The following is a 26557-nucleotide window of genomic DNA, read 5'->3' on the forward strand; positions in this document are numbered from 1 at the left end:
GCTGCGCGTCCGCTCCAGCGCCGAAAGCGGACGTAGCACCTGTGCGTACCCCTCCCAAGCAAACGAGCACTTGGTCTCTACGGAACCCCGCGCACAGAACGGTGCACGGCCATCTTGCGTTCGGCTTATTCGTACAAATCCTTTTTCGACATCTTGCCGACTGGAGTCTTTGGCAATGCGTCGCGAATCTCGAGAGCCTGCACCATCTCGTGCTTGCCGAGTTTGTCCTTTAGAAACTCCTGAAGCTCCTTTAACGTGAGGGAGGCGGCGCCTGCCTTCAGCTTGACGAAGGCCTTGGGTGACTGTCCGCGGTATTCATCCCTGATCCCGATCACCGCAACTTCCTCAACAGAAGGATGCCTGTAGACGGCTTCCTCAAGTACGCGCGGATAGACATTGAAGCCGCCGCACAGCAGCATGTCCTTGGTACGATCGACGATGTAGACGTAGCCATCCTCGTCCATGTAGGCGACATCGCCGGTCCGCATGAAGCCGTCGGGTGTCATGATCTCGGCCGTGGCTTCCGGATTTTTCCAATAGCCCTTCATGACATTCGGGCCTCGGATGCACAGTTCACCTGATTTCCCCAGCGGCACGTAAGTCTTGTTGTCGTCCACATCGAGAAACTTGATGGTGATCCCGGGGCTCGGCACACCGCACGAACCAGCACGCGGCTCGTTGGTCACAGGCGTAAAGGTGCCGGTCGGGGACGTCTCGGTCATGCCCCAGCCCTCGGCCAACCTGCAGCCTGTCAGCTTCTCGAAACTCTGCTGGACTTCGAGCGGCAATGGCGCACCTCCGGAGTTGCACCATTTGAGCGAGCTTAGATCAGCATTCGCCGCTCCGGGGTGATTGATCACCGCGACGAACATGGTCGGGACGCCAGGAAATGCGGTGATCTTTTTTTCCGTCAGATCCTTGACGACTGCATCGACGTCAAACCGCGTATGCAGAACGAGTTCCGCGCCGATGCGGATTCCCAGCAGCATGTTGACGGTGAGCGCGTAGATATGAAAGGGCGGAAGCACAGCGAGCACACGCTCCTTGCCTTCAACGAGCGTTGGCGGATCGGTGCGCGTGGTTTCGACGCATTGACCGGTCGCGGCCGTCAGATTGGCATGGGTCAACATCGCGCCTTTCGGCAAGCCGGTCGTGCCGCCGGTATATTGGAGAACCGCAATGGCATCCGTCAGATCTGCGATCGGATAGCTGCGATAGATGGCGTCGTTATCCAGCAGTGCCTGGAACGTGATATGCCTGTCGTCATTGGGGACGCTCGAAAGCTGCTTGGCCGCCTGCATCTGCGCGTTGACGGCATCTGGTTGCGCTGACATTTCGCCGAGATTGCCGACGATAAGTTTTTTCAACCTGGTTTTGCCTAGCAACGCGCCCATCGGCTGATAGAGTGACGCCATATCCAGCGTGATGAGGAAATCGGTCCGGCTGTCCTCGATCTTGTGCTCCAGTACCTTGGCGGCGTCGAGCGGCGAGTAGTTGACGACTGTGCCGCCGGCCCTGAGAATCCCGAACAGGCTGACAAGGTAGTGAGGCGAGTTGGGCAGATAGAGACCAACATGAACCCCAGGCCCAATCCCGAGCTTCTGGAGACCGCTGGCCACGCGATTGGCGAGACCGTCGAGCTCGCTGTAAGATATCTTCCTACCCATGAAATCGACCGCTGGATTGTTCGGCCATTTCGACGCGGATTCCTCGAGAATCTGCTGAACGGGCGTCAGTGGGATTTCGGCATCCCACCTGACTCCTGGCGGGTAAGATTTGATCCAAGGCATGTCGTTCATAAGGTCTCCCTCCCTTCTTGGCTACTAAGGCTTCAAATCGCGGTGACCCCGTCGTCGACCGCGAGCGTCTGGCCGGTGATGAAGGCGCAGGCGTCGGAAGCGAATAGTGCCGTTACATTCTTAAGACTTTCGGGCCCCCCTCCGCGTTTTCATGAGCGCCATCTCGGAAGTCGTATCGGTGTCAAGCTCTGGCACGAGCGCGCGTCAGACCGCGGATATCGTTCTCGCTGATTGCCGTGTTGCGGACGCCAACCGTCTGCAGAAGACCAGAGGGTTTCCGCGATACGGCCGAAGTACTCCGCCGCACGCGTGCCGGCGTCGCCTGGCAATCAGTAGGCGTCAAGTTGGGAGCCTAAGAGAACGCCCTCCAATATGCAACGACTTGGAAACAGTTTGGAGAGCCCATTGCCGGATTTCAGTTCGTTCAGGATCTACCGGTGCGGACAGACCTCACCACCTCACTCGAACTTGTCGTCCGACTGGCGCAGGCGCAGGATGAAGGCGTCTATCGTGACGAACATTCGGCATTGGCGAAGGCGGTCTGCACTTATCGAATGCGCGAGGCCGTAGGCTTGGCACGCGAAATTCTTGGCGGACACGGCATTGTGCTCGACTATAATGTTGGGCGGTTCGTTGCTGATGCGGAAGAGAGCCTCCGGCATGCCCCTGGAGGCTTTCCCGTTAGATCGCTCGCGCACGTTAAACCGGTGACCGCAACCTAGACGTATGGACACGGAAAAGGGGGCGTCCAAACCTCGCTACGCCATCCCGAGGACGCTTGACGACACTCATCTCGACTGGCCCTCAGCGGGTGGTCCGTTTGGCCTTTTGGAAGCGGCAATGACGCGCGTGTCGAAGAGCTGAGCCAGCGCGCGACTGAGCCAACCAACGCCGCAGCGACCTAGCCGTCTTAGAGGGCCCTTTGCCAGAGCCCTCACTCCCAGCGTCTACGGAGTCCCTCGCGGGTCAGCCAAACCACCCCATTGCGGGGATAAGACGCTGTCCGCTTCGTCTCATGAGCTGTCATCGTCCGCGTGTTTCGCACTTGATCCGGCCGCGCTACGGGGATCGCGCGGTTCCTAGCGTCTCGTACAGCTTTTGCTGCCACCAATCGCTTTCAACCTGATCGAGCACGGCGAGATCCAGCGTTGACCGCATCGCGCTGTTTTTCGGCAATGCGATCGCATAACTCTCGTTGCTGAAACTCGTATCGACAATACGAACTAGGCTTGAATAGTCATTGTGGACCATCCAAGTCAGGAGCGGCTTGTCGTGGACGAACGCATCTATTTGACCCTGCGCCAAAGCCGAGAAGCCGCTCTGAATATCGGGAAATGCTCGAAATGACAGCCTTTGATGATTGAGGTAGTCCGTTGTCGCAGAGTTCTCGACCGCGCCCACACGCACGGAGCGCAGGTCATTGAAGCCGTGAACTGCGCCCTCCAGCCCTCTCCGCGTAAGCGTGGAAGTGATGCCGGCGGTGAAAACAGCAATGGCGATTACCGAGGCGATCATCCACCCCATTGCGACGATCCGGCCCGGGAGCGTAGTGGGCGCGTTTTGGGAGGCTCCGGCCTGGGTCATAGCGATCGTTGACCACCAGAAACTGGAGGCAAGTCCTTTGGCGCCACCGGCAAAATGCTCCGTTTTGTGCCGCTCCAGCATCCAAATGAGAAAGCCGACAGTCATTGCGATGCACAGCAGTACTCCCACGGCCTGGAAGAAGTTGAAGGAAAGGAGCGCCCGTCCGATCGAGATCCACGGATTTTCATTGATCGGGACGGCGATTCCGAGGCCGGTATTGTAGAAGGGCTGGGTGAAGTCGACCCTGTGTGCACGAGCCGCGGTGACCGTAACAGCGGCTACGCCGGCATCGAATGTGCCATTGGCCACGCCATCGAGCAATTCCGGGATGCTTTGGGTCTCAACCAGGCGATAATGTAGGTGCTCTTTGTCGGCGATCCTCTTCCAAAGAGCAATGCTGATACCTCCCCACTCTCCATCCGATCGCTTGATTGCGAAAGGCGGCGCGGCTTTGGTCGCCACAACCCATTCTCGATCAGGCGCAACCCTCTCTTGAGCGTGAACCAATCGGAAGCTCGATCCGGGCAAGGTCAGGAAAGCGAAGCACAGCAGGGCGAGCCAGGGCGACGCTATCAACCGCTTGAATTGCGACGTCGGAAGTCGCGTGTTAGCCTCGCCGATTGTCGCCGAACGCAAAACGTCCTGCTCGTGACGAGAACCATCCGAGCCGAAAGCGAGTTCATCTAACGGCTTCATTGCTATCCTCAATGTAGATCCCATGCGAGCCAAAGCACCTCAATTGGGCAATTCCGCGGAAACCCCCGATCGGGCCGGCTGCGGCCGGCTGGCGCCTCTCACCGTAACCCCCTCAAGCTCGACAGGCGATCACTTCGGCGCCGCGCATGAAGGCGGCCGCCGGCGCTTTCGGACCGTCGGTTCCAAACGGCGGTATCGACCATTTCGGCCGCGATAGACTCGCACCGGCGCCAGACGGCGCCTCTACGCAGAGCCGAAGCTATTGAGGAAATGCAGGCTAATGTAAGCTCGCTGTCCCTTGAGGGGTTCGGGACGTTGGGTACTCATAAACGCGAGCGGTCCGGTGTCCGCTTCCGGAGAAAACGCCGACATGACGAAGCCACCTTGAAATCGGTCGAGAATGACCCATTCGGACAACGACGTGGTGTGCAGCCATGCCGTTTGCTTCGGCGAGAGACCGGTGTTCAGTCCGGAAGTCCTGCTTTGCGGAGCGCCCCGGTGAACGTGGCTAGGTCCTCCGCTCGGCGAAATGGTGTTAGATCTTTGAGGTTGGAAGCGCTCAGATCGGGATTGCATTCGAGCGCCCGCCCCATGCCTCTCTGCGCTTGCTCAAGCTGCCCGGCGAGTGCAGTGCTGGCTGCGAAAATATAGATCGTCAGCGAGAAATTCGGATTAGCGCGCATCGCCTTTTCGGCGTATGACGACGCAGCTTCATAGCGGCCCGCTAGAAAATGGGCATAGGCCGCCGCTCCTTGCATGGCGTACAAGGACGGATCGACCGGGCTCAGGCGCATCGCCTGCGTAACGTGGTCAAGTGCGAGATCGGGCTCACCTCTCCAAACTCTCAACCAGCTGCTGAGCGCCCAACCCTGCGCCAAGTTGGGATTTACCGCCAATCCCCGATCCATAAAGGCCACAGCATCATCGAACTCGTGGGCTACAAAAGCGAGTACATATCCACCCATGCAAAGCGCGACTGGGTCATCTCCGCCCAAATGCACCGCCTTCCGGGCCAGTCGAATAGCTTCGGCACTCTCTTGCACATGGTCAGTCATCCAACCACGCGCCTTGCGCTGCATGTAGCACCATCCTGCCATTCCGTAAGCGCAGGCCAAACCGCGGTCCAGTTCGATAGCCTTGCAAAAGAGCTGGAGCGCCTCGCTGTTCCCCCCGATGGTCCATCGTCCAGCCCTGGCCAGCCCACGCAGGTAATAGTCGTATGCATCGAGGTTTTCAGTTGGTTTGCGGTTGGCTCGCTTGATCTCCGCATACTGCAGCTTCGGGGCGATGGCACCTACCACGCTAGAGGTCACATCATCCTGTAGCTCGAACATGTCCTGGAGCGCACCCTCAAATCGATCCGCCCAGAGATGTGCCCCCGTTCCAGCGTCGATAAGCTGGCCCGCGATACGAATTCGGCTTCCAGCCTTGCGCACGCTTCCTTCAAGCACGTAGCGTACCCCAAGCTCGCGGCCGATTTGCTTCACGTCCACAGCGCGGCCCTTGTAGGTGAAACTCGAATTCCGGGCGATTACGAACAGCCAAGGAAAGCGCGACAGCGCCATTGTGATGTCCTCCACCACGCCGTCTGCAAAATACTCCTGCTCCGGTTCTGCACTGAGGTTTTGGAAGGGGAGCACCGCAATCGACGGTTTTTCCGGGAGGGCTAAAGTCGGTGTTTGTCTTGCTGCTGCGGCCCGATCCATAACCTTGAAAGCGCGGATCGGCCGCGCAATATTCTTAAGGTGCTGATCGCCCACGTCGATGAATTCGGCCGCGATCTTTCCCAGGACCTGATCGTAGGCTGATGCCGAGATGCAGATACCGCCGGGTTCTGCGACGCCCTCAAGCCGTGCCGCAATATTTACACCGTCGCCAAAAATGTCTTGCGGTTCAACAATTACATCCCCGATATTGATTCCGACACGGAAAGCAATACGCCTGTCTTCAGCGTCTCCGGCAGTAAGTTCATGAACACGGGTCTGGAAACGCATTGCAGCCCGAACCGCATCGACCGCACTCGGAAACTCCGCCAAGAACCCGTCCCCAGTGTTCTTCACGATGCGGCCACGGTGCTCAGAAATTGCTGGGTTGACGGCGTCCATCAGGAGTGAGGTCAGCTTGGCATGCGTAGGCTCTTCATCGCTGTGCATAAGCCGCGAATAGCCAGCCACGTCGGCGGCCAATATCGCCGATAACCTACGCTCGACCCGGACTGGCCGCTCTTGCACCATGGCCTGGCTATCCAACCTGGGTGCTATTGTACAACGGCTCAAGTTGGATGCCCATCCATGCTGATGTCAGTTGTTGGCCCGAAACTGACATGCCGTGGTCGTCCGGGGGATGGCGTCGTGGTGCAAGGGGGCACGACCATCTCATGCCGACGTCAGTCTTTAAGTTCGTGACGGACCGCCATCCTCAGCGCAACAGCTTCAAATTGCCGGTCAGCGATCGAACCCATTTTTCAGGCCCGTAGAAGCCCAGGCCGTCAATAGTCTCGTTCGCGAGCACGCGCAGCGGAAATTCTGCCAGATAATCCTCAAATCGGTGGAGAGCCCTGGCAAACTGCGGAAAGGGCACCAAAACGGCGCCGCTGGCCAACGGCTGCGCGCGCGTCAGTAGCGCGGACAGCGCATCGGGCGTGGCTTGCAGAATTGGGACCGGACGGTTCGCACTGGTCCGGACAGTGAGCCCGTTGCCGTCGGTCAAGAGGTTTCCTCCAAGGTCCGGCTCTGCGGCACCAAGACCGATGCTCAAGGCCGCAACTGTGTTCGCAATGAACCCAAGCGGCAAGGCTGGATTCACAATAATTGCGATGCGCGTGGTGACGGTACCCATTCGGAATTTATTCCTGCAGGCCGGTAAGCCCCAGTGCCTCTGTGCTTCCCTGCCGGGAAGCTTTCCTGATAGTTGCTGCAGTCATTCGATGCCGGCGGTCTGTGCGTTCAGCTTGTTCGGTTCGTCGAGCGTCAAGGTCGCGATCTTGCCCCGGACGTCGTAGTTCACGCTTCCAAATCGCAACATATGTTGTCCTGAATAGTTCATCAGGCGGCTACTGCGGGACTCGTTCGGGCTCGACAATGGCGACGACGGCGTTTCGCTCGACGGTATCGCCGGGTTTGAAGTGGATTGCAGTCACAACACCGTCCACCTCGCTGGCAATGCGCAGTTCCATCTTCATGGACTCCATGACGACGGTCGGATCGCCTGCCTTTACGCGACTGCCGACCGTGAAGTTGATCTTCAACACCACGCCGGTCATCGGGGCCCGTAATTCGCCGCTGATCTCAGCGCTGGCGCTGATGTATCTGAGGTAGGGGATCGCGGTCATGGTATGGGCGCGACGCGGATCGTGCACGAAGATTGCTTGGTCTTGCTGTACGATCCGCACGGTTTCGCAACGAGCGTTGACTGCTGCGGCGAACATGTCATTGGCAAGCGGCGAAAGCTGCACCCGAATTCTGGCATCGTCGACACCGATCAGCATCGAGCCGTCTGGTTGCGAGGGCGCAAAGCGGATCTCTGCGCTGTCGCCTGCGGCCTCGAGGTGCAGAATGGGGATCGGTGACAAGCCGTCATCGGCCGCCGCCATCTGCCAGCCGGTCAGACTACTGGACTGCCAGGGGTTGCTGCAACCGGCTGCGCGCTGGCGCATCATCCAGAAATACGCACCAACCGCCAGCGCTTCCGGATCAATGCCGCCGGCGGTGGTCGCGAGTGCATCGATCCGTTCGTCGATCAGACGGGTATGAAACGTCGCGGCCCGGGTCGCGGGCAGAGCGATCAACCGGCGGAGAAACTCCCGGTTGGTGATGACGCCGAAGATCGAGGTCTCGCCGAGCGCGCGATCAAGTTGATCGAGCGCCTGATCGCGAGTGGTGGCGTGGGCGATAAGCTTGGCGAGCATCGAGTCGTAATAGGGCGTAACGGTCGACCCGCTTTCGACACCAGTCTCGACGCGAATGTCGCCAGACGCGAAGCTGACGTGGGCAAGCTTTCCGGTGGACGGCATGAAGCTGTCATTCGGATCTTCGGCGCAGAGGCGCGCCTCCACCGCATGGCCCTGGCACACCACCTCACCCTGTTTCACGGGTAGTCCCTCGCCGGCGGCAATGCGGAGCATGGCCTCGACGATGTCGATGCCGGTGACCATTTCGGTTACGGGATGCTCGACCTGGAGGCGGGGATTGACCTCCAGAAAGTAGTAGTCGGAGCCACTGACAATGAATTCGACCGTGCCGACACCACGATATCCGAGCCGCCGTCCGAGCCGGACTGCGTCGTCGAGGATGCGTTGGCGAAGGGCGGGAGGCAGGTTGGCGGCTGGCGCTTCCTCGATCAGCTTCTGGTGGCGACGCTGCAGAGTGCATTCACGTTCGAACAGGTGGATCACGTTACCGTTGCCGTCACCGGCGATCTGCACCTCGATGTGCCGGCCCTGCAGGATCAGCTTCTCGACGATCAGTCCTGCGTCGCCGAAAGCATTCCTTGCCTCGCGCATCGCGGACTCGATTTCGTCGCCAATTGCGTTGTAGGTCGAGATTGCCCGCATTCCCTTGCCACCGCCGCCGGCCGCGGCCTTGAGCATGACCGGCAGTTCGAGCTTGCGGACGATACGTTCGACTTCGAGGCGATCCTCGCTTGGAGCTTCGCTGCCGGGTACCGTGGGGAGGCCGGCGGCGACAGCTTCCCGTTTTGCCGACGCTTTGTCGCCAAGCCGCCCGATGGTTTCCGGCGTCGGTCCGATGAATACCAGACCGGCTGCTTCGACCGCGCGGGCAAAGGCCGTATTTTCGGCCAGGAAGCCGAACCCGGGATGGATCGCCTCCGCGCCGGTGGTTTTTGCGGCGGCGATGACGGCATCGATCCGCAAATAGCTTTCCGAGGCCAGCGCGCCGCCGATCTCGATGGATTCACCAATGGCCTTGACGTGCAGGGCGTCGGCATCAGCGATGGAGTGCACGGTGGACGCCGCAACGCCGAGACGTTGGCAGGTGCGGGCGATGCGGCAGGCGATTTCGCCTCGATTGGCAATCAGAATCTTCCTGAACATGGCGGGTCTCTCCCTCTACATCCGGAACACGCCGAAATCGGTGTGCTGACGCGGGACGCGCCCGGCGAGGTCAAGCAACAGCGCCATCACGCTGCGGGTTTCGAGTGGGTCGATCACCATGTCGCACCAAGTATTGCGCGCGAAGTTGTAAGCATTGGCGAAATCCTCGAATGTTCGCCGGGTCGGGGCCATGTAGGCCTCGCGCTCGGCGTCCGTCCAACTCGTGCCCTCGCGCTTGTGCACCTCGTCACGAACCATCGCGAGCGTGGTCGCGGCCTGGTCGGGACCCATGATGGCGGAACGGGCATTTGGCCACATCATCATGGCGTTCGGCCGGAACGCCCGGCCGCACATGGCGAGGTAGCCCGCGCCGTAGGCATTGCCCATGATCAGCGTGTATTTTGGAACGTTGGCGCTTGCCATTGCCGTAATCATCTTCGCGCCGTTCTTTGTAATGCCGCCTTCCTCGGCTTCACGGCCAACCATGAAGCCCGTGACGTCCGCCATGAACAGCAATGGAATGTCGCGCTTGCAGCACAATTCGATGAAGTGCGTGGCCTTCAGTGCACTTTCGGAGAACAGCACGCCGTTGTTGCACAGGATGCCGATCTCGAAGCCCATGATCCGCGCAAAGCCGGTCAGCAACGTATCGCCATAGAGAGGCTTGAACTCATGGAATTCACTGCCATCGACGAGACGCGCGAGGACATCACGATTATTGGTGGGAATGCGCGGATCCGAACTGATCAGGCCGTAGATTTCGTTGGGATCGAATTGTGGCGCGCGCACCGGGGCGACGGTCCGGCTTTGCCGCGGAATCTCGCCAAGACTGGCGACGATCTCGCGCGTGATGGCAATTGCATGGGCATCGTTCTCGGCGAGATGATCAGTGACGCCGCTCACCCGGCTATGCATCTCGCCGCCGCCGAGCGCCTCGATGCCGACCTCTTCGCGCGTCGCCGCATAGACCAGTTGCGGCCCGCCCAGGAACATGGCGCCCTGGTTTCGGATGATCACGGTCTCATCGCTCAAAGCGGGAATGTAGGCTCCCCCCGCCGTAGAAGGACCGTGCACCACCGCAATTTGCGGGATGCCTTCAGCTGACATCCTGACCTGGTTGTAGAAGATCGAGCCAAACTGACCATCGTCGGGGAAGATATTGGGCTGGTCGGGTAGGTTGGCGCCGCCGGACTGGACCAGGGTCACGCAGGGCAGGCGGTGCTGCCAGGCGAAACGCTGAGCGCGCACATGCTTCTTGCAGGTGATACCGTAGTATGTGCCGCCCTTTACGGTGGGCTCGTTGGCGATGATCATGCAGGGACGATCGGAGATCATTCCGACGCCGGTAATGATGCTGCCGCCGGGCGGCACGCTTTCGTACAGGCCTTCGCCGGCCAGTTGACAGAATTCGAGGAACGGGGATCCGGGATCGATCAGCGCCGCGATCCGCTCGCGCGGCAGCAGCTGATCGCGTTCCTTGTGCAGCTTGCGCGCCCGCTCAGGGCCGCCGAGCGCTGCCGCAGCGCGGCGCCGCCTGAGATCCGCAACGCGCTCGGCATAGGCGCTGCGGTTGCGGGCGTATTCCTCGGTCGAGGTGACGACGTCCGATTTCATGATTGCCATTGCGGGTGGTCCTGGCGGCTGCGCGGCAAGCCCTTCGGTGGATTGCCGCTGGTGTAATTCGACCGGTGGATTGGCGATGCGAGTGTCGCAAAATCGAACTGCAAAATTCTAACAATTGTTAGAATTGATCGCGCGCGGATGCAAGCAGAACTCATGCGGCTCCTCAGGCTTTCCGGAAGCGCGGCAGGGTTACGTCGTCAGAGACCTGGTCGAATGCTAGCTCGACTTCCATGTCGAAGGTGACGTCCTCCGGATCACTCCCGGTCAGGGTGCTGATCATGCGCGGCCCTTCCGCGAGTTCGACGAGCAACACCGCATAGGGGACATCCGTCTTGAATGCGGGGCCGGGAGCCCGATAGACCACGCTGAAGGAGTGCACCTTGCCGCGGCCGGTTGCCGGCTTGTGTTCGAGCTCATCGCTGCCGCATTCGCGACATGTGGCTTGCTGGTAGTACTGAACGTTCCGGCATCGGCGGCAGTGTTGCAGAAGGAGCTCGCCGTGTCGCAAACCCCGCCAGAATGCGGCCGTATCGGCATCCGGTGCGGGCAGGGGCTTTCGAGTGGAATCGTCGGATGCCATCACAACGTTCCCTCCGTGCCCAGAATGATCGTGGCGTTGGTGGCGAATCCCGCTCCGAGGCTGTGAACCAGCCCGAGCCCGGCGGTTTCGACCTGTCGCTGCCCGCATTGGCCGCGCAGCTGCGCGATGACCTCATGGAAGTGAAACAGGGCGCCAGGCATTCCGGAATGCGCGAATGACAGCAAGCCGCCATGGGTATTGGAAGGTATCCGGCCGCCGTAGCTCATCTGTCCGTCCGCGACGAACGGGCCGCCTTCACCCTTCCGGCAGAAGCCGAGGTCTTCGAGCATCATGACTACAGTGCCTGTGAAGCAATCATAGATGCCGGCGACATCCATATCGCTGGGCTGGTAGCGGGCCATTGCATACGCCCTCCGGCTGGATTCCACGGCGCCGGTCGTGGTGAGGGATGGCATCAGGAAGATGTGCTCGTGGGTGTAACATTCGCCGCAACCGAGGACGTAAATCGGCTTCCCGATCCCGAGGGCCTTTGCATGTTCGGCCGACGTGAGGACAAATGCCGCGCCGCCGTCCGAGATCAGCGAGCAGTCGAGCTTGTGATAGGGCGTTGTGACCATCGGCGAATTCAGCACGTCCGCTGTTGTGATCGGTGTCGCCTGCTGCGCGCCGGGGGTCCGTGCCGCGTGACGCCTGTGCACGACGGCGACCTCCGCCAACTGCTCGGGCGTGGTGCCGTACTCCCTCATATGCCGGTGTGCGGTCATAGCGAAGGTGTTGGCAACCGGAATGCCGAACGGCATCTCGTATTGCTGATCCCGGCTTTCGGTAAGCGAGCGCAGCGCCAGATCCGGCGTCAGCCCAGTCATGAGACTGTCGGCTGCGACCAACAGCACAACCTTGGCGAGGCCGCCTTGGATGGCGGCCGCACCAATGCTGAACATCGTCGCCGCCGTGGCGCCGGACACCTGCAACGTGTTCGAGAAGGTCGGACGGATTCCAAAATATTCGCTGAAGGCAACGCTGAAGCGATGGAAGGGGGAGGCGAAGGCATGGCTCGACAGGACGCCGTCCACCTGGCTCTTGGTGAGCCCGGCATCAGCGAGCGCGTTGCTGGCGGCCTCCGCAGCAAGCGACAACGGACTGCGGCCTGGCACCTTGCCGACCGCCGACAATCCGATGCCGATGACGGCAACCTTTCCCCTGAGGCTGGTCTCGCTCATGTGGAAGCCTTCAACAGGCGCTCGAGTTCGTGCCGCTGGACCTTGCCGCTCGTCGAGCGAGGGAATTCACCAAAGGCAATGAAGCGGAATTCGCGCGGCCGCTTGTAGCTTGCGAGTTCCCGGCGGCACAGCTCGGTGAGCTCAGCCTCTGTCATTACAACCCCTTCGCGGCACGCAACGAAGGCCACAGGTGCTTCTCCCCATCTTGGGTCCGCAGCGCGGACAACTGCGACTTCCGCGATCCGGTCATCGCCAAGCAGGACACGCTCGATTTCGGCGGGATAGATATTCTCGCCGCCTGACTTGATCAGGTATTTGGCGCGGTCGACAAAATCGAGCGATCCGTCGGCGTTGCGCCTGAACACGTCGCCCATGTGAAACCAGCCGCCGCGGAAGTCACGCGCATTGGTCTCATCCGCGCACCAATACCCGGAGAATAGTGTCGGGCTGCGGATGGCCAACTCGCCCGGCTCGCCTGGCGCGACCTCGTTCTCGGAGGCATCTACCAGCTTGATCTGGCAGAACGCGTTTTGCCGCTTGGACAGCCTGGTTGGCACATCGCCTGGCGCAATCAGCGCCCGCGTCGCTGGCGGCAGGCCGGTCTCGGTCGAACCGAAGCTGTTGAGATAAGGGGCGGCGAGCAGCTGGGTGACCTCGGCAATGGCGTGCGGGGCGACAAGATCCGCCATGGCCCCGCATACCCGCACTCCCTTTACATTGGTACGTTGCGCCTTCAGACCCTCTACGAGGGCCTCCACCATACCGGGAATGAGGACCAGCCAACCGATGGAGTGTTGGGAGACGGCCGCCAGCAGCGGTTCCAGCTGGAAGCCGTCGATCACAACGACAGTTCCACCGCGCAGCAGAGTGGCCAACGCATGATCGGTCGATGCCATGTGGAACAGCGGGGCCCATGCGACGAATGTGTCGTGTGGTGCGATACCGAGCTCGGAGGAAAACACCAGCGCGCGCATTACCATCGCGCGGTGCGAAATCACGGCACCTTTCGGTAGGCCGGTCGTTCCGCTGGTGTAGAGAATGACGAGCCCGTCTTCCGGTTGGGCGACAGACGGCGGTGCCCGCCCATCTTGTCTCGCGAGCTCGCTTTCGTATTGAGGTCCGATTTCCAGGACTGGATTCGCCCTGGCGGCCGGCAGGAGGTTTGCTGCGAGGTCGGCCTCGACCAGGAGCAGCTTGGGCGACACCAGTTCGATGCAATAGGAGAGCTCGCGCTCCGACAACCGCCAGTTAAGACAGGCCGTGATGATTCCGAGATTGGCGGCCGCCAACTCGATCTCGAGATACTCGGGGCGGTTGCGCGAGAGCAAGCCGAGCCGGTCGCCCCGATGCAGGCCCCGCGCGGCAAGCAGGACAGTTAACCGACGGACCCGGTCGCGTAACTCACCATAGGTCACGTGCCGGCCGCGATATTCGATCGCACGCCTGTTGGCATGAAGCTCCGCACAGGCATGGAACAGCGCACCGACGGTTCCGATGCCCGATCCTCCGTCTGCCTGAATACTGAACCCGGTTTCCATTCCGCGTTTCCTCGAGCGCTGTCTTTCGACATTCTTGTTTCGAACCAATGCTTGCGCCGGTCGACCACAAATTCTAACATCTGTTAGAAATAATTGGTAGCGCTTCTTATGCGCCAAATGCGGGAAGATCAATATGTCCAATCGATACGCGGCTTACACGAGGTTGAAGCTGGACTATCCGGCTGAACGGATACTTCGGATCACCTTCGATCGACCGGAGACCTACAACTCCGTCGACGCCGAGACCCATACACAGCTCACTCACATTTGGAGAGACATCGACGGCGACCCCGACATCAACGCCGTCATTGTCACAGGGGCCGGCAAGGCATTCTCGGCTGGCGGCGATTTCGAGTTGATCAAGTCGCTGCTCGACAATCCGGCCGCACGGATGGCGACCTGGAAAGAGGCTAAGGACCTCGTCTATAACGTCATCAACTGCAACAAGCCCATTATCTCGGCGATCAACGGTGTCGCCGTGGGAGCCGGCCTCGTCGTCGGGATCCTTGCCGACGTGTCGATCTGTGGCAAATCGGCGCGGATCGTTGACGGGCACACCAGGCTCGGTGTCGCCGCTGGCGATGTCGCCTGCATCATTTGGCCGCTGCTCTGTGGGCTGGCGAAGGCAAAATACTATCTGCTCACATGCAAGCCGCTGTCCGGTGAGGAAGCCGAACGGATCGGTTTGGTTTCGCTGTGCGTCGAAGATGCGGAGCTGCAAAGCATTGCATTGGAAACGGCGCAGGATCTCGCAACCGGGGCGCAGAGTGCGATCCGCTGGACCAAGTATGCGTTGAACAACTGGCTTCGCGTCAATGGGCCGCTGTTCGACACGTCGACCGCCCTCGAAATCCTCGGCTTTGCGGGCAATGAGGCACGCGAAGGGCTGGCATCGCACCTCGAGAAGCGCAGGCCCGCTTTCCCCAGAGATTGCCCGATCTAGCTAGTCATCCGGAACGAAAGTTCGTCACGGCGCAAATGACCCGCTGCGGAAATCTCGGGATAGCCGGTCCGTGGATAGCCATACTGGCGGAATAGCCGTCCATGTGGTTTGATCAACAAAAATGAGCTGATGTAGGGTGAATAGATGAGGCGACGCGAGTTCATGCTGTTGATGAGCAGCGTTGCCGCGTCGACAGCGGCCTACGGTCAACAATCGGCGAAACCGCCAATAATCGGTTTCCTCGTGGCGGGCTCGCCGGCTTCTCATGGGGCATGGGTAGCTGCGTTCGCGCAACGACTATCCGAGCTTGGTTGGACGGATGGACGCAATATAAAGATCGAATATCGGTGGGCAGCGGGAGATATTCCACAAACCAAGAAATACGCCAACGAGTTCGTTCAGCAAAAGGTGGACGCAATCGTTACATCGGCATTCGGTGTTGATGCCGCAAAGGAGGCAACGTCAACCATTCCAATCGTATCCGCCGCTTTCGGCGATATTGTCGCCAAAGGGTTCGCCAAAAGTTTGGCTCGGCCAGGCGGGAATGTGACCGGGCTATCCATCGAGCCTGTTGAACTCAGCAGCAAGCGTCTTGAATTGGTGAGGGACATCATTCCGAATGTTCGCCGTCTCGCTGCTTTGGTAAACACCCATATCTTAGGTCAACAAGAAGTGGTCGCCATCCGGACGGCATCTGTCAAATTAAACATAGATGCCAATGTATTCGACGTCCAAACCGCTGAGGATATTGAAGCAGCGATGGCAACGCTGGCAGGCCGAACAGACGCTCTTTATGTGTTCAGCGAGCCCCTGACAAATGCCAATAAGGACAAAATCATCGAAGCGGCCACCGCCGCAAAGATCCCAACAATCTTCGGTTTTAGAGAGTTCGTGGACGCAGGCGGCCTGATTTCGTACGGGCCGAACTTCATCGATCTTTTCGTACGTGCGGCAGAATTCACTGATAAAATCTTGCGAGGAGCGAAACCGGCTGACTTGCCCCTGCAGCAGCCGGTAAGGTACGATCTCATCATCAATCTCAAGGCAGCCAAGGCTCTCGGTTTGAGTATCTCCGAGACTGTTCTCACCCGCGCCGATGAGGTGATCGAATAGCACTGCAATGCGCCCGACCAACCACCTGTCCGCTGCGAGGCGTAGACCGGACCTTAATGAGACTCGGCCAAACTGTCGCTCTTGACCCAAAAACTGACCATGGCGAAACATATAGGTCATAGTCCGCGCGACCCGATCCTGCCAACCTGCATTAATCTCCGTAAGCCGCTTCGCCTCTGAGATAGCAGCATCGGCACGCGCGATTAGCGTAACCGGGTCTTGGGTAATACAAGAAAACTAACATAGGCCAATTTGGTTCCGGTACTAAGGGGCCGCTCATGGCCCCAAACTGACATGCCGTGGTCGCCTGACAATGTGCGGCTTTAAGGGTAGAGCCGACATAGCGTACGCGCTCTGGATTTGCCTGTTTCTCGTCAAGGCAACTGACCTGTGATGGCCTTGACGTCTTGCGCTTCACACTATTGCGACGTCGCCCGGTCCGGGCTCACTGTTACCCCTTGAGCTTCTGTCGGATATGCTCGATGGCCTCGGGGTTGGCGAGTGCCGACAGATCGCCGGGGTCCTTGTCTTCGAGGACTGCACGCAGCACCCGGCGCATGATCTTCATGTTGCGCGTCTTCGGGAGGTCATCGACCAGCAACACTCTTTCCGGGCGGTAAGAGGTGCCCATTCCGTGCACCAGGGCTTGGGCGAGCTCTTCCGACAGCGCGCGGGAATCCTTCGTACCGGAGCTCGGCACGCAAGCACACACAATAGTGGAGCCTTTGACCGGATGGGGGACGCTGAAGACTGCAGCTTCCGCGACCTTGCCGGTTGCGGTCAGCACGCCCTCGAGCTCCGCCGGACCAACGCGCTTCCCCGAGATCTTGAGAGTGTCGTCCGAGCGGCCCAGAATGTAGTAGAGACCGTCCTTGCCGCGCATGGCAAAGTCGCCGTGCACCCAGATACCCGGGATCGTGTTCCAGTAGCTATCGAGATAGCGCTGGTCGCCCTTCCACAGGCTCTTGGTGAGTCCGATGGATGCATGACGCAGCACCAGCTCGCCAACCTCGCCGTCGGCGACAGCATTACCCGCCATGTCGACGATATCTGCGCCGACTCCAAGGGCCGGCCGGGAGAACGAACATGGGTTCATCGGATGGTTCGGAGTGCCGGTGAAGATGCAACCGCCGACTTCCGTTCCACCGGAAATGTTGATGATCGGGATCTTCGACTTGCAGACGTGTTCGAAGAACCATCGCCACGGCGTCTCCATCCAGGCCTCGCCGCCAGAAGCAGTTATCCGCAGGCTGGAGAAGTCGTACCGCTCGACTTCCTCGCCATAGCGCATCATGCCGCGCACGATGGTCGGTGAAACACCGAGATAGGTGACCTGGTGATCGGCGATCAGGCGCCAGAAGCGTCCCTTATCGGGATAATCGGGAGTCCCCTCGGCCACGAGGAGCCTGCCACCAGCGAAGCTTGGAATGCAGGCGCACATCGCGCCCACCATCCACCCCATGTCACTGAAGAAGAAAAATAGGTCCGTTGGCTTGAAGTCACCGCAAATGATCATGTCCCGTGTCACCATTGAGCCAATGAAGCTGATATGCGTCCACACGCAGCCTTTTGGTTCGCCGGTCGTTCCCGACGTGTAGAGAAGGATGGCGGGATCTTCCGCGTCCATCTCGACGGTCGGAAGGTTTGCTTCCTCCTGGGCAAACTCATCCCACCAGTGGTCGCGACCCTTCCGCATGGGGGTGTCGATGCCAAGCCCACCACGGTCGGCCACGATCACATGCTGCACGGTTGGGGCGGTCTCCAGTGCCTCATCAAGAACTGATTTCAGCGGAGCAGGAGCGCCCCGGCGCCAGGTGCCGTTCGCGGTAATGACGGCCTTCGCTTCACCGTGGTTAAGTCGCGTCCGGATCGGGTCGGGACCGAAGCCGGAAAACAGTGGCATCACGATCGCCCCGATCTTCAGGGTTGCAAAGAAGGCCACGAAGGTTTCGGGCAGGTTCGGCATGTAGATCGCAACAACGTCACCCTTGGCGATTCCGAGCTTGCGCAGGGCCGAGGCTAGCCGCCCGACGGCGGACGCAAATTCAGCGTAGCTCAGTCGTCGCTGCTCGCGCCGGTCTTCACCTTCCCAGACCAGGAATGTCCTGTCCCAGACTTCAGTTCCGCGGTGCTTGTCGATGCAATTGAGGGTGATGTTCGTGGTTCCCCCAACGCACCAGCGCGCCCACGGTTCGCCCCGTGCAAGATCCAGGATCTTCCCGGGCGTGCGATAGAAGCGAACATCACAGAACTTGAAAACTTCCTGCGCGAGCCAGGCGGGGTCAATGTCGGCCTTGGCCGCCAGCGTGTCGTAGTTCGGCTGCTTCGTGGAGCGAAGGAACGCGCTCAGGTTGCTCTTCTCCACCAGTTCCGCGGGGGGCGTCCAGAGATACGCCATCTTGCTTCCTCCTGCCTCAAGAGCTGCGCCAAGTTCTTGCATCTGGCGTGCGGCGATGTATTCTAACAACTGTTAGAATTCAAGAAAGAAGATATCGTGGCTGATAAAGAGCAAGTTCGCTATTCGGTCGATGAAGGCATCGCAACCGTGACCATCGACCGGCCCGAACGCAAAAACGCGCTCTCGGTTGAGGCGATGAACGGCCTGACCGACGCCTGGAGCAGGGTCGAAGCTGATGCCTCCGTCCGCGCGATCATCCTCACCTCAGCGGATTGCGGGGTATTCTGCGCTGGGCTGGATCTGAAGCAGGCCGCAGAGATCCGGGCGAGGGATGGGGTGGATATTCTGACGTTGATGCGCGATCCCATGCAGCACGCGATGCAGAAGGTCTCCAAGCCCATCATTGCGGCCATGACGGGGTCTCTGATGGCCGGCGGGATGATGCTTGCGCTGAAGTGCGACTTGAGGATCGGGTTACGCGGCTCTCGTGCGGGGATAACCGAGGTGAAGATGGGGAGGGGGTCCCCGTGGGCGGTCCCGATGCTTTGGATGGTGCCGCAACCACTCCTGATGGAGATGGTTCTGACCGGCGAGACGATCCCGATCGAACGGCTCGCGGAGCGGGGTTTCACGAACTCGCTTGAGGACACGCCAGGGGCCGTGCGCGAACGAGCGCTTGAACTGGCGCGGAAGATCGTCGAGGGCGCTCCACTGTCGGTCAAGGCGGCTAAAGCAAGCGTGCTTGCCGCAATGGACCTGGGGCTTGGACGGGGCCTCGTTGAGGCAGAGCGTTTGCATAAGGAGGTCTATGCCAGTCTCGATGCGATCGAAGGGCCGAAGGCGTTCGCAGAGAAGCGAAAGCCCGTCTGGCAGGGCCGATAGATTGGGATCAGGGCTTGTTGACGCCTTCGAAGATCAGCGTCTCCGTGCGACGGGCCAATTCGAGCACGGCATCCCTGTTTTCCAACCTGAACCATTCGATTGTCCAGTTGAGGGCGCCGATCACGAACATACGCAGTGGCACCACCTCCATATCGGCGCGGATCTCGCCGTCGCGCCGTGCATCGATGAAGAGCTGGTCCCAATATTCTGCGTATGCGCGTCGCAGCGGCCGGTGCGGCTTCTTCAGTTGCTCCGGCAATTGTCCGTAGATTCGAATGTTGGCTGAAGTGAAGTCGCTCGTCTCGAGGAGAGCGACGAGATGGGCCTCGATCGCAAGACCAATCTTACGCCGGTGCGATACTTTTCCGGCTCGTTCGACCGAGTTCTTCACGGTCTCGAACACGTGGCGGAGTCCGCGGTCCAGCACTTCGTCGAGAATCTGCTCCTTGGAGTCGAAGTGGTAATAGATGCTGCCGGCCTTGATCCTGGCCCTTGCTGCGATCTGACGCAGTGTCGTGGCCGAAAATCCCTGACGGCGGAACAGCTCGGCCGCGGAATGCAGGATGAGGTCTCGCGACCGCTCGGACTTGGGTGTTGCTGCAGCAGAGCCTTTGTCGGGCTCGGTTTTGCGCCCTCGGCTTGCGGCGGGGGCTTTCGGCCGTTGCACCGCCGACCTTACGCCGGACCGGTCACCGGAACGCAGGGATGACCGCACCGTTTTCATGGTTGCCGTAAACTCCTTGTCGACCTACCAGGCTGCCGGCTCGTGCAACCAATGATCGTTGTGGAGCAGATTCCGCAGACCATGGCAATACCGGCTGGTGACACCCCGATGAGTCTGAGGGCGGCAAACATCAAGCCCGCAGTTGCGCGGGCAGCGACGGCTCGCCTGACAGATGGCAGGTGACACTCGGCACAACCTTCGATATCGCGGAGTGGTGGCGCCTGTTACCGGCCGGGCGACGTCTCTGTCACTGCCTTCTTCGGCGTTCAGCTCAGTTTAACGCGGCGACTGACCTTAGAATCGACTTTTCGTCATCCCACGGTGGTGGTTTGAGGACCGTCGCCTGGTTGCCTGTTGCTCAGACATGAGGCTTTCCGCCCTTTTCGTCGAGTACCTGATCGGCTGCGCCGCCTTCGGCCATTGCCTCGACAACCTCGACAACTTCCCGCCGCGGTGCGCAGTCCCCAATCGAGCGGAAAGCTCGCAGCAGTCGAAATATCTCTGCGGCGTCGCGAGCGAGTTGCTTTGGAATAGAGAAGGACCGTCCGAAGGGCGGTCCTTTTCGTCCGTAGGCAATATCCCTGTAAGACCTCAACGGTGGAAACTGCTTCGCAACTTACGGTGACTCGGCAGGGATTATGTTGTGGCCATCCTATCTCTCCCGAAATCCGGATCGAGCCACGACTCGGCAACAGCCGCGATATGCGGCAGGCTCCTCTGCAACCACTGGGGCGTCGCCCGCATTAGCGGGCGCCCGGCGGGGCATCATCATTGAAGGACCTTTGGCAACACGACAACAACATCGATTTCGCGGCCAATGATCTGCGATGCGACGATCGCGATGTGCAGGGCGAACTTGTCCTCGATCTCTGCTGCGGTGGACTCGTCTCTCGCGTAGACATACAGAAGGTACCCGTCGACCTCCGCGAAGCGGATGCCAGCAAACACGCGGTCAAACGTTCCCGCGCCCACGATGAACGCCATTCTTGCCTGTATCGCATAGTCCTGGATTTCGGTCAGGTCCATCTTGTAACCGCTAAGATAGTGAGTTGCCTCTGGATGATAGATGTTTACGCCCTCTGCGACCGGCAAGAGCTATTTCAGAACCAAGCAAAAAAAGCCGTACGCGCGACGGGATGAAAATGATCCGCTTGGGTTACCTACGAGAGGACTCCTGGCTTATAGGACCGGCAGGTCACCGATTAAGTCCGGGTCGGCCGTCTCATGAACAAGGCGCGTAGAGTGAAGCACCCAGAAGCCGTGCTCGCGCGACAAATCAACAACTGAACCCGCAACTTTCACGAGAGGAGCTGGGAGATCAGATTGCGCTCGAGGGCCAGACATCGCTAGGAGCAACAGGTTAGAACAATTGCTGGCTCTCTGATCCTAATCATCCATTCGTCGTGAAGTGTATTCCGGTCATGTCCGCGTGATCGGAGCGTGGGCACGTGGGACAGGCGGCATTGACGCAGATCAACATTGCTATCCGACCAAGCGCAAATCTGCCTGGCCGGGATTGGTCCGTCACGAATGACTCCGAGCGGTTGTTTGCGCCCGTTTTTGCTGTGGCGCACAACGGCGGTTCACCTGGCCCTTGGATCGAGTTCAGCGCCCACGCGGTCCGGACGAGCAAGTTACGTCAATGCGGCCGAGATCGCCGCGCGGGAGCCCAAGTACGTGCGTTCACGCTGGCGACTCTGGAACTCCGCCGAACGAACGCTTCACAATTGGAGGACAGTGTGGACACAGGCAACGACCAGGATCTACTCATCTATGGCGCCCGTATCTATGCGATGGACCCGCACGATTCGATCGCAGAGGCGCTCCTGGTCAGCACTGGCAAGATTGCGGCCATTGGTTCCAGGAAGGAGGTGGAGCCGCTGGCGTCCCGGGCGACACGCCGCCTTGACGCGCAGGGGGCCTCGATCGTGCCGGGCCTGCTCGACACGCATCCGCATCTCTTGCACTACGGGTCACTCGAAGAGCCGCTGGTGAAGATCTGGGATTGCCGTAACCACGACGAAATAGTCGACCGCATTGCGCAAAGGGTAACGGTCGAAGCCGAGGGCGCGTGGATTCAGGCGACGCCGGTCGGCGAACCACACTTTTTCCACCGCCGCTCCTACAAGGACCTCGCGGAGGGGCTGCTCCCGGACCGCTGGTCGCTGGACAAAGCCAGCACCAAGCATCCGATCGTCATCCAGGCTTGGGGGCCCGTGCGTCCAAGCTGCATGTCGTTCAACTCGCTTGCTCTCAGCAAGCTCGGCATCGATCGACAATCGCCCGACAGGATTGGCAATGTCTGGATCGAAAAGAACACAAACGGCGAGCCAACCGGCCGCATCACGGGATCGGTCACCAACTACTACTGCTATGACCCATACGGCGAACTGCTGTGGCGCGATATACCTTTTCTCAAAAGGGAATGCCTCGTGCCTGGGACGGAGACCGCGATCGAGCTGTTTCATCGGCAGGGCGTCACCGGCGTCTACGAAAACCACATGATGGACCGGGTGTTGATCGACGCCTACCGAACGCTGCGCAAGGAGGGAAGGCTCACAATGCGGGTGCTCGCCTCACAGGAGGCCGAATCCTACGGCATGCCATGGAGCAAGCCACGGGAAATGCAGGACTTCATCCATCGGCTCGAGAATGCTGCCGCGTCGATCGAGCTCGAGGACCCACTCTTTCGGTTTAACGGCGTCAGTTTGATGTGGGATGGTTACTGCTATGGCGGCGCGCAGATGATGCGCGCTCCGTATCTGAACGTCTATGGCTGCATTACTCATGGCCAGCGCCATATCTCGCCGGAAAAAGCCGAGTATGTGATGCGCTTCGCAGCCGCGCGCAAACTGCGGCTCAATATCCTTTCCATGGGCACGCAGTCGCACGACGAAATCCTCGATATGGTCGAGCGCGTGGCCGGTGAATATGACATCCCGCCCCTGAATTGGGTTCTGGTACACGCAACCACGATCGAGGCCGAGCAAGTTAAGCGCTTCAAGAACCTGAACTTCTGCCACACCACCTCAATGGCCTTTTGCTGGGGCGAGGGTGAACTGATGCGGCGGTCGATGGGATCCAAGGTGCTTCCCGACATTATTCCTCTGCGCCGGTTCTTCGATGCGAAAATGCCGGTTGGCGGCGGGACGGACTGGGGGCCGAAGAATGCGTGGGAGCAACTCCAGCTATCCTTGACGCACGAGTTCGGGGAATCCGGCTATCGCAATGCCGGCCCGAACCAGACGATCAGCCGCCTCGAAGCGCTTGCCATGATGACACGTGATGCAGCCCGCGTGATGCGTTGGGACGATATCGGGTATCTGGCGCCCGATATGCAGGCCGATCTCGTAGTTGTCGATCAGGATCCGGTCACCTGTCCGGTCGACGATCTCAAGAAGACGCGCGTGCTGCAGACTCTGTTCGGCGGAAAGGCGGTTCACGACACCGGCGCGCTGGTCGCACACTGACGCGCCGACGGTTGCGGGCTGGGACGTCGTATTGACCCAGAGCACCGGTGACCACCTGGCCAATGTTGTGGTACCCGTGCGGCAGGCTCGAACGGAAGAAAATACTGTCGACGACCTGGAGTTGCGCTGACATGTTGATGCCGGACTTTCTCTGGAACAACGAGCTGCGGCGCGGCGAAAAATTGGCGCTGATCTGCCGCGATCAAAGGCAGACGTACGGTCAGCTAGCCAGCCGTGTCCGGCGCATGGCCAATGCCTTGAGCGGTCTTGGCATACGCCCGCGGGATCGGGTCGCGATACTTTCCTCCAACTCCATCGAGCACGTCGAGATGGTCTTCGCCATCGCTTCGATGGGAGCGACATGGGTTCCGCTTAATACACGGCTGTCCGCATCGGAGCTTTCGTTCATCATCGAGAACTCGGAGGCTGTCGCAGTCGTCTACAGCGAGGATCTACTGCCAACCGTCGAACAGATTGATCGAAAGGTAGGGAACGTCCGCTGGTGGATATCGATAGGGGATAAGCCGGCGATCGGCGAGGCCTATGAGAGGCTTGTGCAGCAGGCTGCCGACAAGCCCGCCGAAGCACTGGTGTCGCCCGACGATTTGTTTACAGTGATGTATACGAGCGGCACGACCGGCCGCCCCAAAGGTGTGATGCTGCCCCATCGTAGCTTCTTTTTGGGCACCATCTACAGCTCACTTGCTCTCAAGGCCGTCGAGTCCGACGTCAAGCTCCAAGCCGTCCCTCAGTTTCACGCGGGTGGCCAGATTTACCAGCTCACCTATTTTGCGACCGGTTCGACGATTGTTATTCTGCCCCGATGGGAGGCCGGCGCCGTATTCGATCTGATCGAACGTGAGCGAGTCACCATCGGAAGCTTCGTACCTTCGATGCTTCTAATGCTCCTCGAGGAGCCGCGAATCCGAAAGACAGATTTTCGCAGCCTGCAACGCGTTGTATACGGCGCGGCGCCGATTCCAGAAGACCGGCTTGCACTCGCCATGGAGCTCACAGGAGCAGGCTTTCAGCAGACATATGGCCAGACCGAATCCGGCGTACTCGTCAGTGTGCTCGACGAAGCTGATCACAGACGTGGCCTGACAACTGAGCGAGCGCTCTTGCGCTCCTGTGGCAGACAAATGGTCGGGTACGAGCTTCGTGTTGTGGATGACGAGAGTTCGACCTGCCCCGACGGGCAGGTTGGCGAAGTCGCGATCAAATCAGAGAGTCTGATGACCGGTTATTGGAAGCGGCCTGATGCCACTGCAAAGTCTCTGAAAGGCGGATGGCTGCACACGGGCGATCTCGCTTACCGAGCACCCAGCGGCCACTTCTTCATTGTCGACCGCAAGACCGACTTGATCATCTCGGGCGGCGAGAACGTCTATCCAATAGAAGTGGAGAACGTCATCTCTGGGCATCCCGATGTCCTGGACGTGGCTGTGATCGGTGTTCCCGATGATCGTTGGGGCGAGGCCGTCAAGGCCGTCGTGGTCGCGCGCACAGGAACGTCGCCGGCGCCCGACGCAATCATCGAATTTTGCCGCGGCAAGCTGGGGGGCTTCAAGATCCCGAAGAGCGTGGACTTCATCGAGGCCATCCCGCGAAATGCATCAGGAAAAATCACGAAGAACCCGCTGCGTGAAAAATACTGGGCGGGCCGCACGCGAAACATCTAGGCGGTAAACTGCACAATGATCGACGCGTAACCAAGGCGGATCATAATGGCGTATTCAATCAGTTGACGTGCTGGCTAGGCGGCCACGCTGCACGTCTGCGCCGAACACGTGATCGAACAAACATAATGTACCACAGCCAAGCCTATTGCCGCGCTGCACGAGTCCGGAATTGGCCCCAAAGCGACATCTTCCCTCATCATGCAGATTTTCCGCTTTCGAGCGGCGTTGCGAACACGCATTAGGCATCCAACGAGGTCGCGTTTTTCTCGGACCGTACACGGCTCGTTCGGGGGGTCAGGGCCCTGCGTGGGGCGCCTCGCTTTGCTCGTCAAAGCGGATTAGGATATTCTCGCAGCGTCTGGCCCACTCCAAACGACGCCTGCCATTCAGACATCGTTTGTTTCGGAGGCTATCGATGAGTGATCGTACCGAATGGCCGCGCATCGGCGTTATCGTGCCCTCGTCCAATACGACGGTTGAGGCCGACTTCATCTTGGGACTACCGGCTGATGTAATGGTTCACGCCGCTCGCATGTACCTCGCCGAAACCACAGCGGAGGCCGAGCGACGCATGATCTACGACCACGTTCCGGTTGCCGTGACTGACCTCGCCACGTTGCGCCCGCACGTCGTCGTCTTCGCCTGTACGAGCGGCGGGGCCGTACTGGGGGCAGACGGAGAGACGAGTCTCATTGATCGCATCTCACGTGAGACGGGAGCGCCCGTCGTCAGCACCAATGACGCGGTAGGCAGCGCCATCGAGCGACTTGGGAGAAAGCGTGTCGCCGTGCTCACGCCTTATGTCGACGAGCTAAACCAGGCCATCCGGGCCGGATTGGAGAGGCGTGGGCTAACAGTAGTGCATATGGCGGGCCTCGGCATAACAGAGAACTTTGCTATCAGTAGCGTGACGCCTGAAGAAATTGTTGCCTTCGCGGAACGGGAGTTGGCGGGCCGGGTCCATGATCTCTTGTTCGTGTCCTGCACCAATTTCCGTGCAGTCGAAGCTCGACCGCTGCTCATGCGACGTTTCGGCGTACCAGTGGTGACCAGCAATCAGGCCACAATAGAGGCCGCCCTCGATATCGTAGGAGCAACGGCTAAATGGTCCGTGCCGGTTGCGGCGTGATCAATTTCCCCAGGAAGTCGCCACGACGTCGCGATCTTTTTAAGCCAACAAAGTAGTCGAACAAGCAGCTATTGGCCCTTACCGACCGACCCCAACATGTCGGCATGGTCGAGGCGGCGATATTGACGCAAACGACCATCGCGGACACCTACGTCCGCCCAA

The 26557-nt window shown here is 59.8% G+C and carries 19 protein-coding genes and 1 pseudogene; 7 read left to right on the top strand and 13 right to left on the bottom strand.

Annotation, left to right across the window (positions count from 1 at the left end; all coding sequences use genetic code 11):
- Positions 1 to 125: 125 nt before the first annotated feature.
- Together JQ586_RS22340 and JQ586_RS41335 are read right to left on the bottom strand one after the other, a co-directional pair.
- Positions 126 to 1799, bottom strand: coding sequence for a long-chain fatty acid--CoA ligase (locus JQ586_RS22340; RefSeq protein ID WP_212396763.1), 1674 nt, complete (start codon positions 1797 to 1799; stop codon positions 126 to 128).
- 32 nt (positions 1800 to 1831) lie between these two features.
- A pseudogene (locus JQ586_RS41335) lies at positions 1832 to 1897 on the bottom strand (hypothetical protein); the annotation flags it as partial.
- Positions 1898 to 2203: 306 nt separating this feature from the next.
- Between JQ586_RS41335 and JQ586_RS40590 the strand changes: the two are divergent.
- Positions 2204 to 2521: an acyl-CoA dehydrogenase family protein gene (locus JQ586_RS40590; protein ID WP_312017000.1), complete on the top strand. Its 318-nt coding sequence runs from the start codon at positions 2204 to 2206 to the stop codon at positions 2519 to 2521.
- Between the two features lie 337 nt (positions 2522 to 2858).
- Here the strand turns inward: JQ586_RS40590 and JQ586_RS22350 are convergent, their stop codons facing one another.
- From JQ586_RS22350 to JQ586_RS22390, 8 genes are all read right to left on the bottom strand, one after another.
- Positions 2859 to 4079 carry a transporter substrate-binding domain-containing protein gene (locus JQ586_RS22350; RefSeq protein WP_249147935.1) on the bottom strand — a complete coding sequence of 407 codons (1221 nt, stop codon included), beginning with the start codon at positions 4077 to 4079 and terminating at the stop codon, positions 2859 to 2861.
- 464 nt (positions 4080 to 4543) lie between these two features.
- Positions 4544 to 6313 carry an adenylate/guanylate cyclase domain-containing protein gene (locus JQ586_RS22355; protein WP_212396764.1) on the bottom strand — a complete coding sequence of 590 codons (1770 nt, stop codon included), beginning with the start codon at positions 6311 to 6313 and terminating at the stop codon, positions 4544 to 4546.
- 184 nt (positions 6314 to 6497) lie between these two features.
- Positions 6498 to 6917, bottom strand: a complete 420-nt coding sequence (locus JQ586_RS22360; RefSeq protein WP_212396765.1) for a DUF2000 domain-containing protein — start codon at positions 6915 to 6917, stop codon at positions 6498 to 6500.
- A 214-nt stretch (positions 6918 to 7131) separates the two neighbouring features.
- Positions 7132 to 9132: a biotin carboxylase N-terminal domain-containing protein gene (locus tag JQ586_RS22370; protein WP_212396766.1), complete on the bottom strand. Its 2001-nt coding sequence runs from the start codon at positions 9130 to 9132 to the stop codon at positions 7132 to 7134.
- A gap of 15 nt (positions 9133 to 9147) precedes the next feature.
- Positions 9148 to 10755, bottom strand: coding sequence for a carboxyl transferase domain-containing protein (locus tag JQ586_RS22375; protein WP_212396767.1), 1608 nt, complete (start codon positions 10753 to 10755; stop codon positions 9148 to 9150).
- 163 nt (positions 10756 to 10918) lie between these two features.
- Entirely contained in the window at positions 10919 to 11335 is a 417-nt protein-coding gene (locus JQ586_RS22380) for a Zn-ribbon domain-containing OB-fold protein (RefSeq protein ID WP_212396768.1), read from the bottom strand.
- Positions 11335 to 12516, bottom strand: a complete 1182-nt coding sequence (locus JQ586_RS22385) for a thiolase C-terminal domain-containing protein (RefSeq protein ID WP_212396769.1) — start codon at positions 12514 to 12516, stop codon at positions 11335 to 11337. Before JQ586_RS22385 ends, JQ586_RS22380 begins: the two co-directional genes overlap by 1 nt.
- A complete protein-coding gene (locus JQ586_RS22390; protein ID WP_212396770.1) occupies positions 12513 to 14054 on the bottom strand; it encodes a class I adenylate-forming enzyme family protein in 1542 nt (513 codons plus the stop codon). The genes JQ586_RS22385 and JQ586_RS22390 overlap by 4 nt, the downstream gene beginning before the upstream one ends.
- Positions 14055 to 14187: 133 nt before the next feature.
- Between JQ586_RS22390 and JQ586_RS22395 the strand changes: the two genes are divergently transcribed.
- Both JQ586_RS22395 and JQ586_RS22400 read left to right on the top strand, forming a co-directional pair.
- Positions 14188 to 14997 carry an enoyl-CoA hydratase/isomerase family protein gene (locus JQ586_RS22395; protein ID WP_212396771.1) on the top strand — a complete coding sequence of 270 codons (810 nt, stop codon included), beginning with the start codon at positions 14188 to 14190 and terminating at the stop codon, positions 14995 to 14997.
- A gap of 162 nt (positions 14998 to 15159) precedes the next feature.
- Complete coding sequence (locus JQ586_RS22400) at positions 15160 to 16110, top strand: ABC transporter substrate-binding protein (protein WP_212396772.1); 951 nt, start codon at positions 15160 to 15162, stop codon at positions 16108 to 16110.
- A 451-nt stretch (positions 16111 to 16561) separates the two neighbouring features.
- Here the strand turns inward: JQ586_RS22400 and JQ586_RS22405 are convergent, their stop codons facing one another.
- Entirely contained in the window at positions 16562 to 18508 is a 1947-nt protein-coding gene (locus JQ586_RS22405; protein WP_212396773.1) for an AMP-binding protein, read from the bottom strand.
- Positions 18509 to 18604: 96 nt separating this feature from the next.
- Between JQ586_RS22405 and JQ586_RS22410 the strand changes: the two genes are divergently transcribed.
- On the top strand, positions 18605 to 19390 hold the full coding sequence (locus tag JQ586_RS22410; RefSeq protein WP_312016996.1) for an enoyl-CoA hydratase-related protein: 786 nt from the start codon (positions 18605 to 18607) through the stop codon (positions 19388 to 19390).
- 7 nt (positions 19391 to 19397) lie between these two features.
- On the opposite strand, the gene JQ586_RS22415 is transcribed toward JQ586_RS22410, so the two are convergent.
- Entirely contained in the window at positions 19398 to 20114 is a 717-nt protein-coding gene (locus tag JQ586_RS22415; RefSeq protein ID WP_212396774.1) for a TetR/AcrR family transcriptional regulator, read from the bottom strand.
- Positions 20115 to 20882: 768 nt separating this feature from the next.
- Entirely contained in the window at positions 20883 to 21140 is a 258-nt protein-coding gene (locus tag JQ586_RS22420) for a hypothetical protein (protein WP_212396775.1), read from the bottom strand.
- A 437-nt stretch (positions 21141 to 21577) separates the two neighbouring features.
- Here JQ586_RS22420 and JQ586_RS22425 point away from each other — a divergent pair, with 437 nt between their 5' ends.
- The 3 genes from JQ586_RS22425 to JQ586_RS22435 all read left to right on the top strand — a co-directional run bounded on the left by JQ586_RS22425 (position 21578) and on the right by JQ586_RS22435 (position 26395).
- Positions 21578 to 23584: an amidohydrolase gene (locus tag JQ586_RS22425; protein WP_212396776.1), complete on the top strand. Its 2007-nt coding sequence runs from the start codon at positions 21578 to 21580 to the stop codon at positions 23582 to 23584.
- A gap of 131 nt (positions 23585 to 23715) precedes the next feature.
- Positions 23716 to 25266, top strand: coding sequence for a long-chain-fatty-acid--CoA ligase (locus JQ586_RS22430; protein ID WP_212396777.1), 1551 nt, complete (start codon positions 23716 to 23718; stop codon positions 25264 to 25266).
- A gap of 415 nt (positions 25267 to 25681) precedes the next feature.
- Positions 25682 to 26395: an aspartate/glutamate racemase family protein gene (locus JQ586_RS22435; RefSeq protein ID WP_212396778.1), complete on the top strand. Its 714-nt coding sequence runs from the start codon at positions 25682 to 25684 to the stop codon at positions 26393 to 26395.
- Positions 26396 to 26557 lie beyond the last annotated feature (162 nt).

Origin of the sequence: Bradyrhizobium jicamae, assembly GCF_018130215.1 — a bacterium.
GTDB classification, from domain to species: Bacteria; Pseudomonadota; Alphaproteobacteria; order Rhizobiales; family Xanthobacteraceae; genus Bradyrhizobium; species Bradyrhizobium jicamae_A.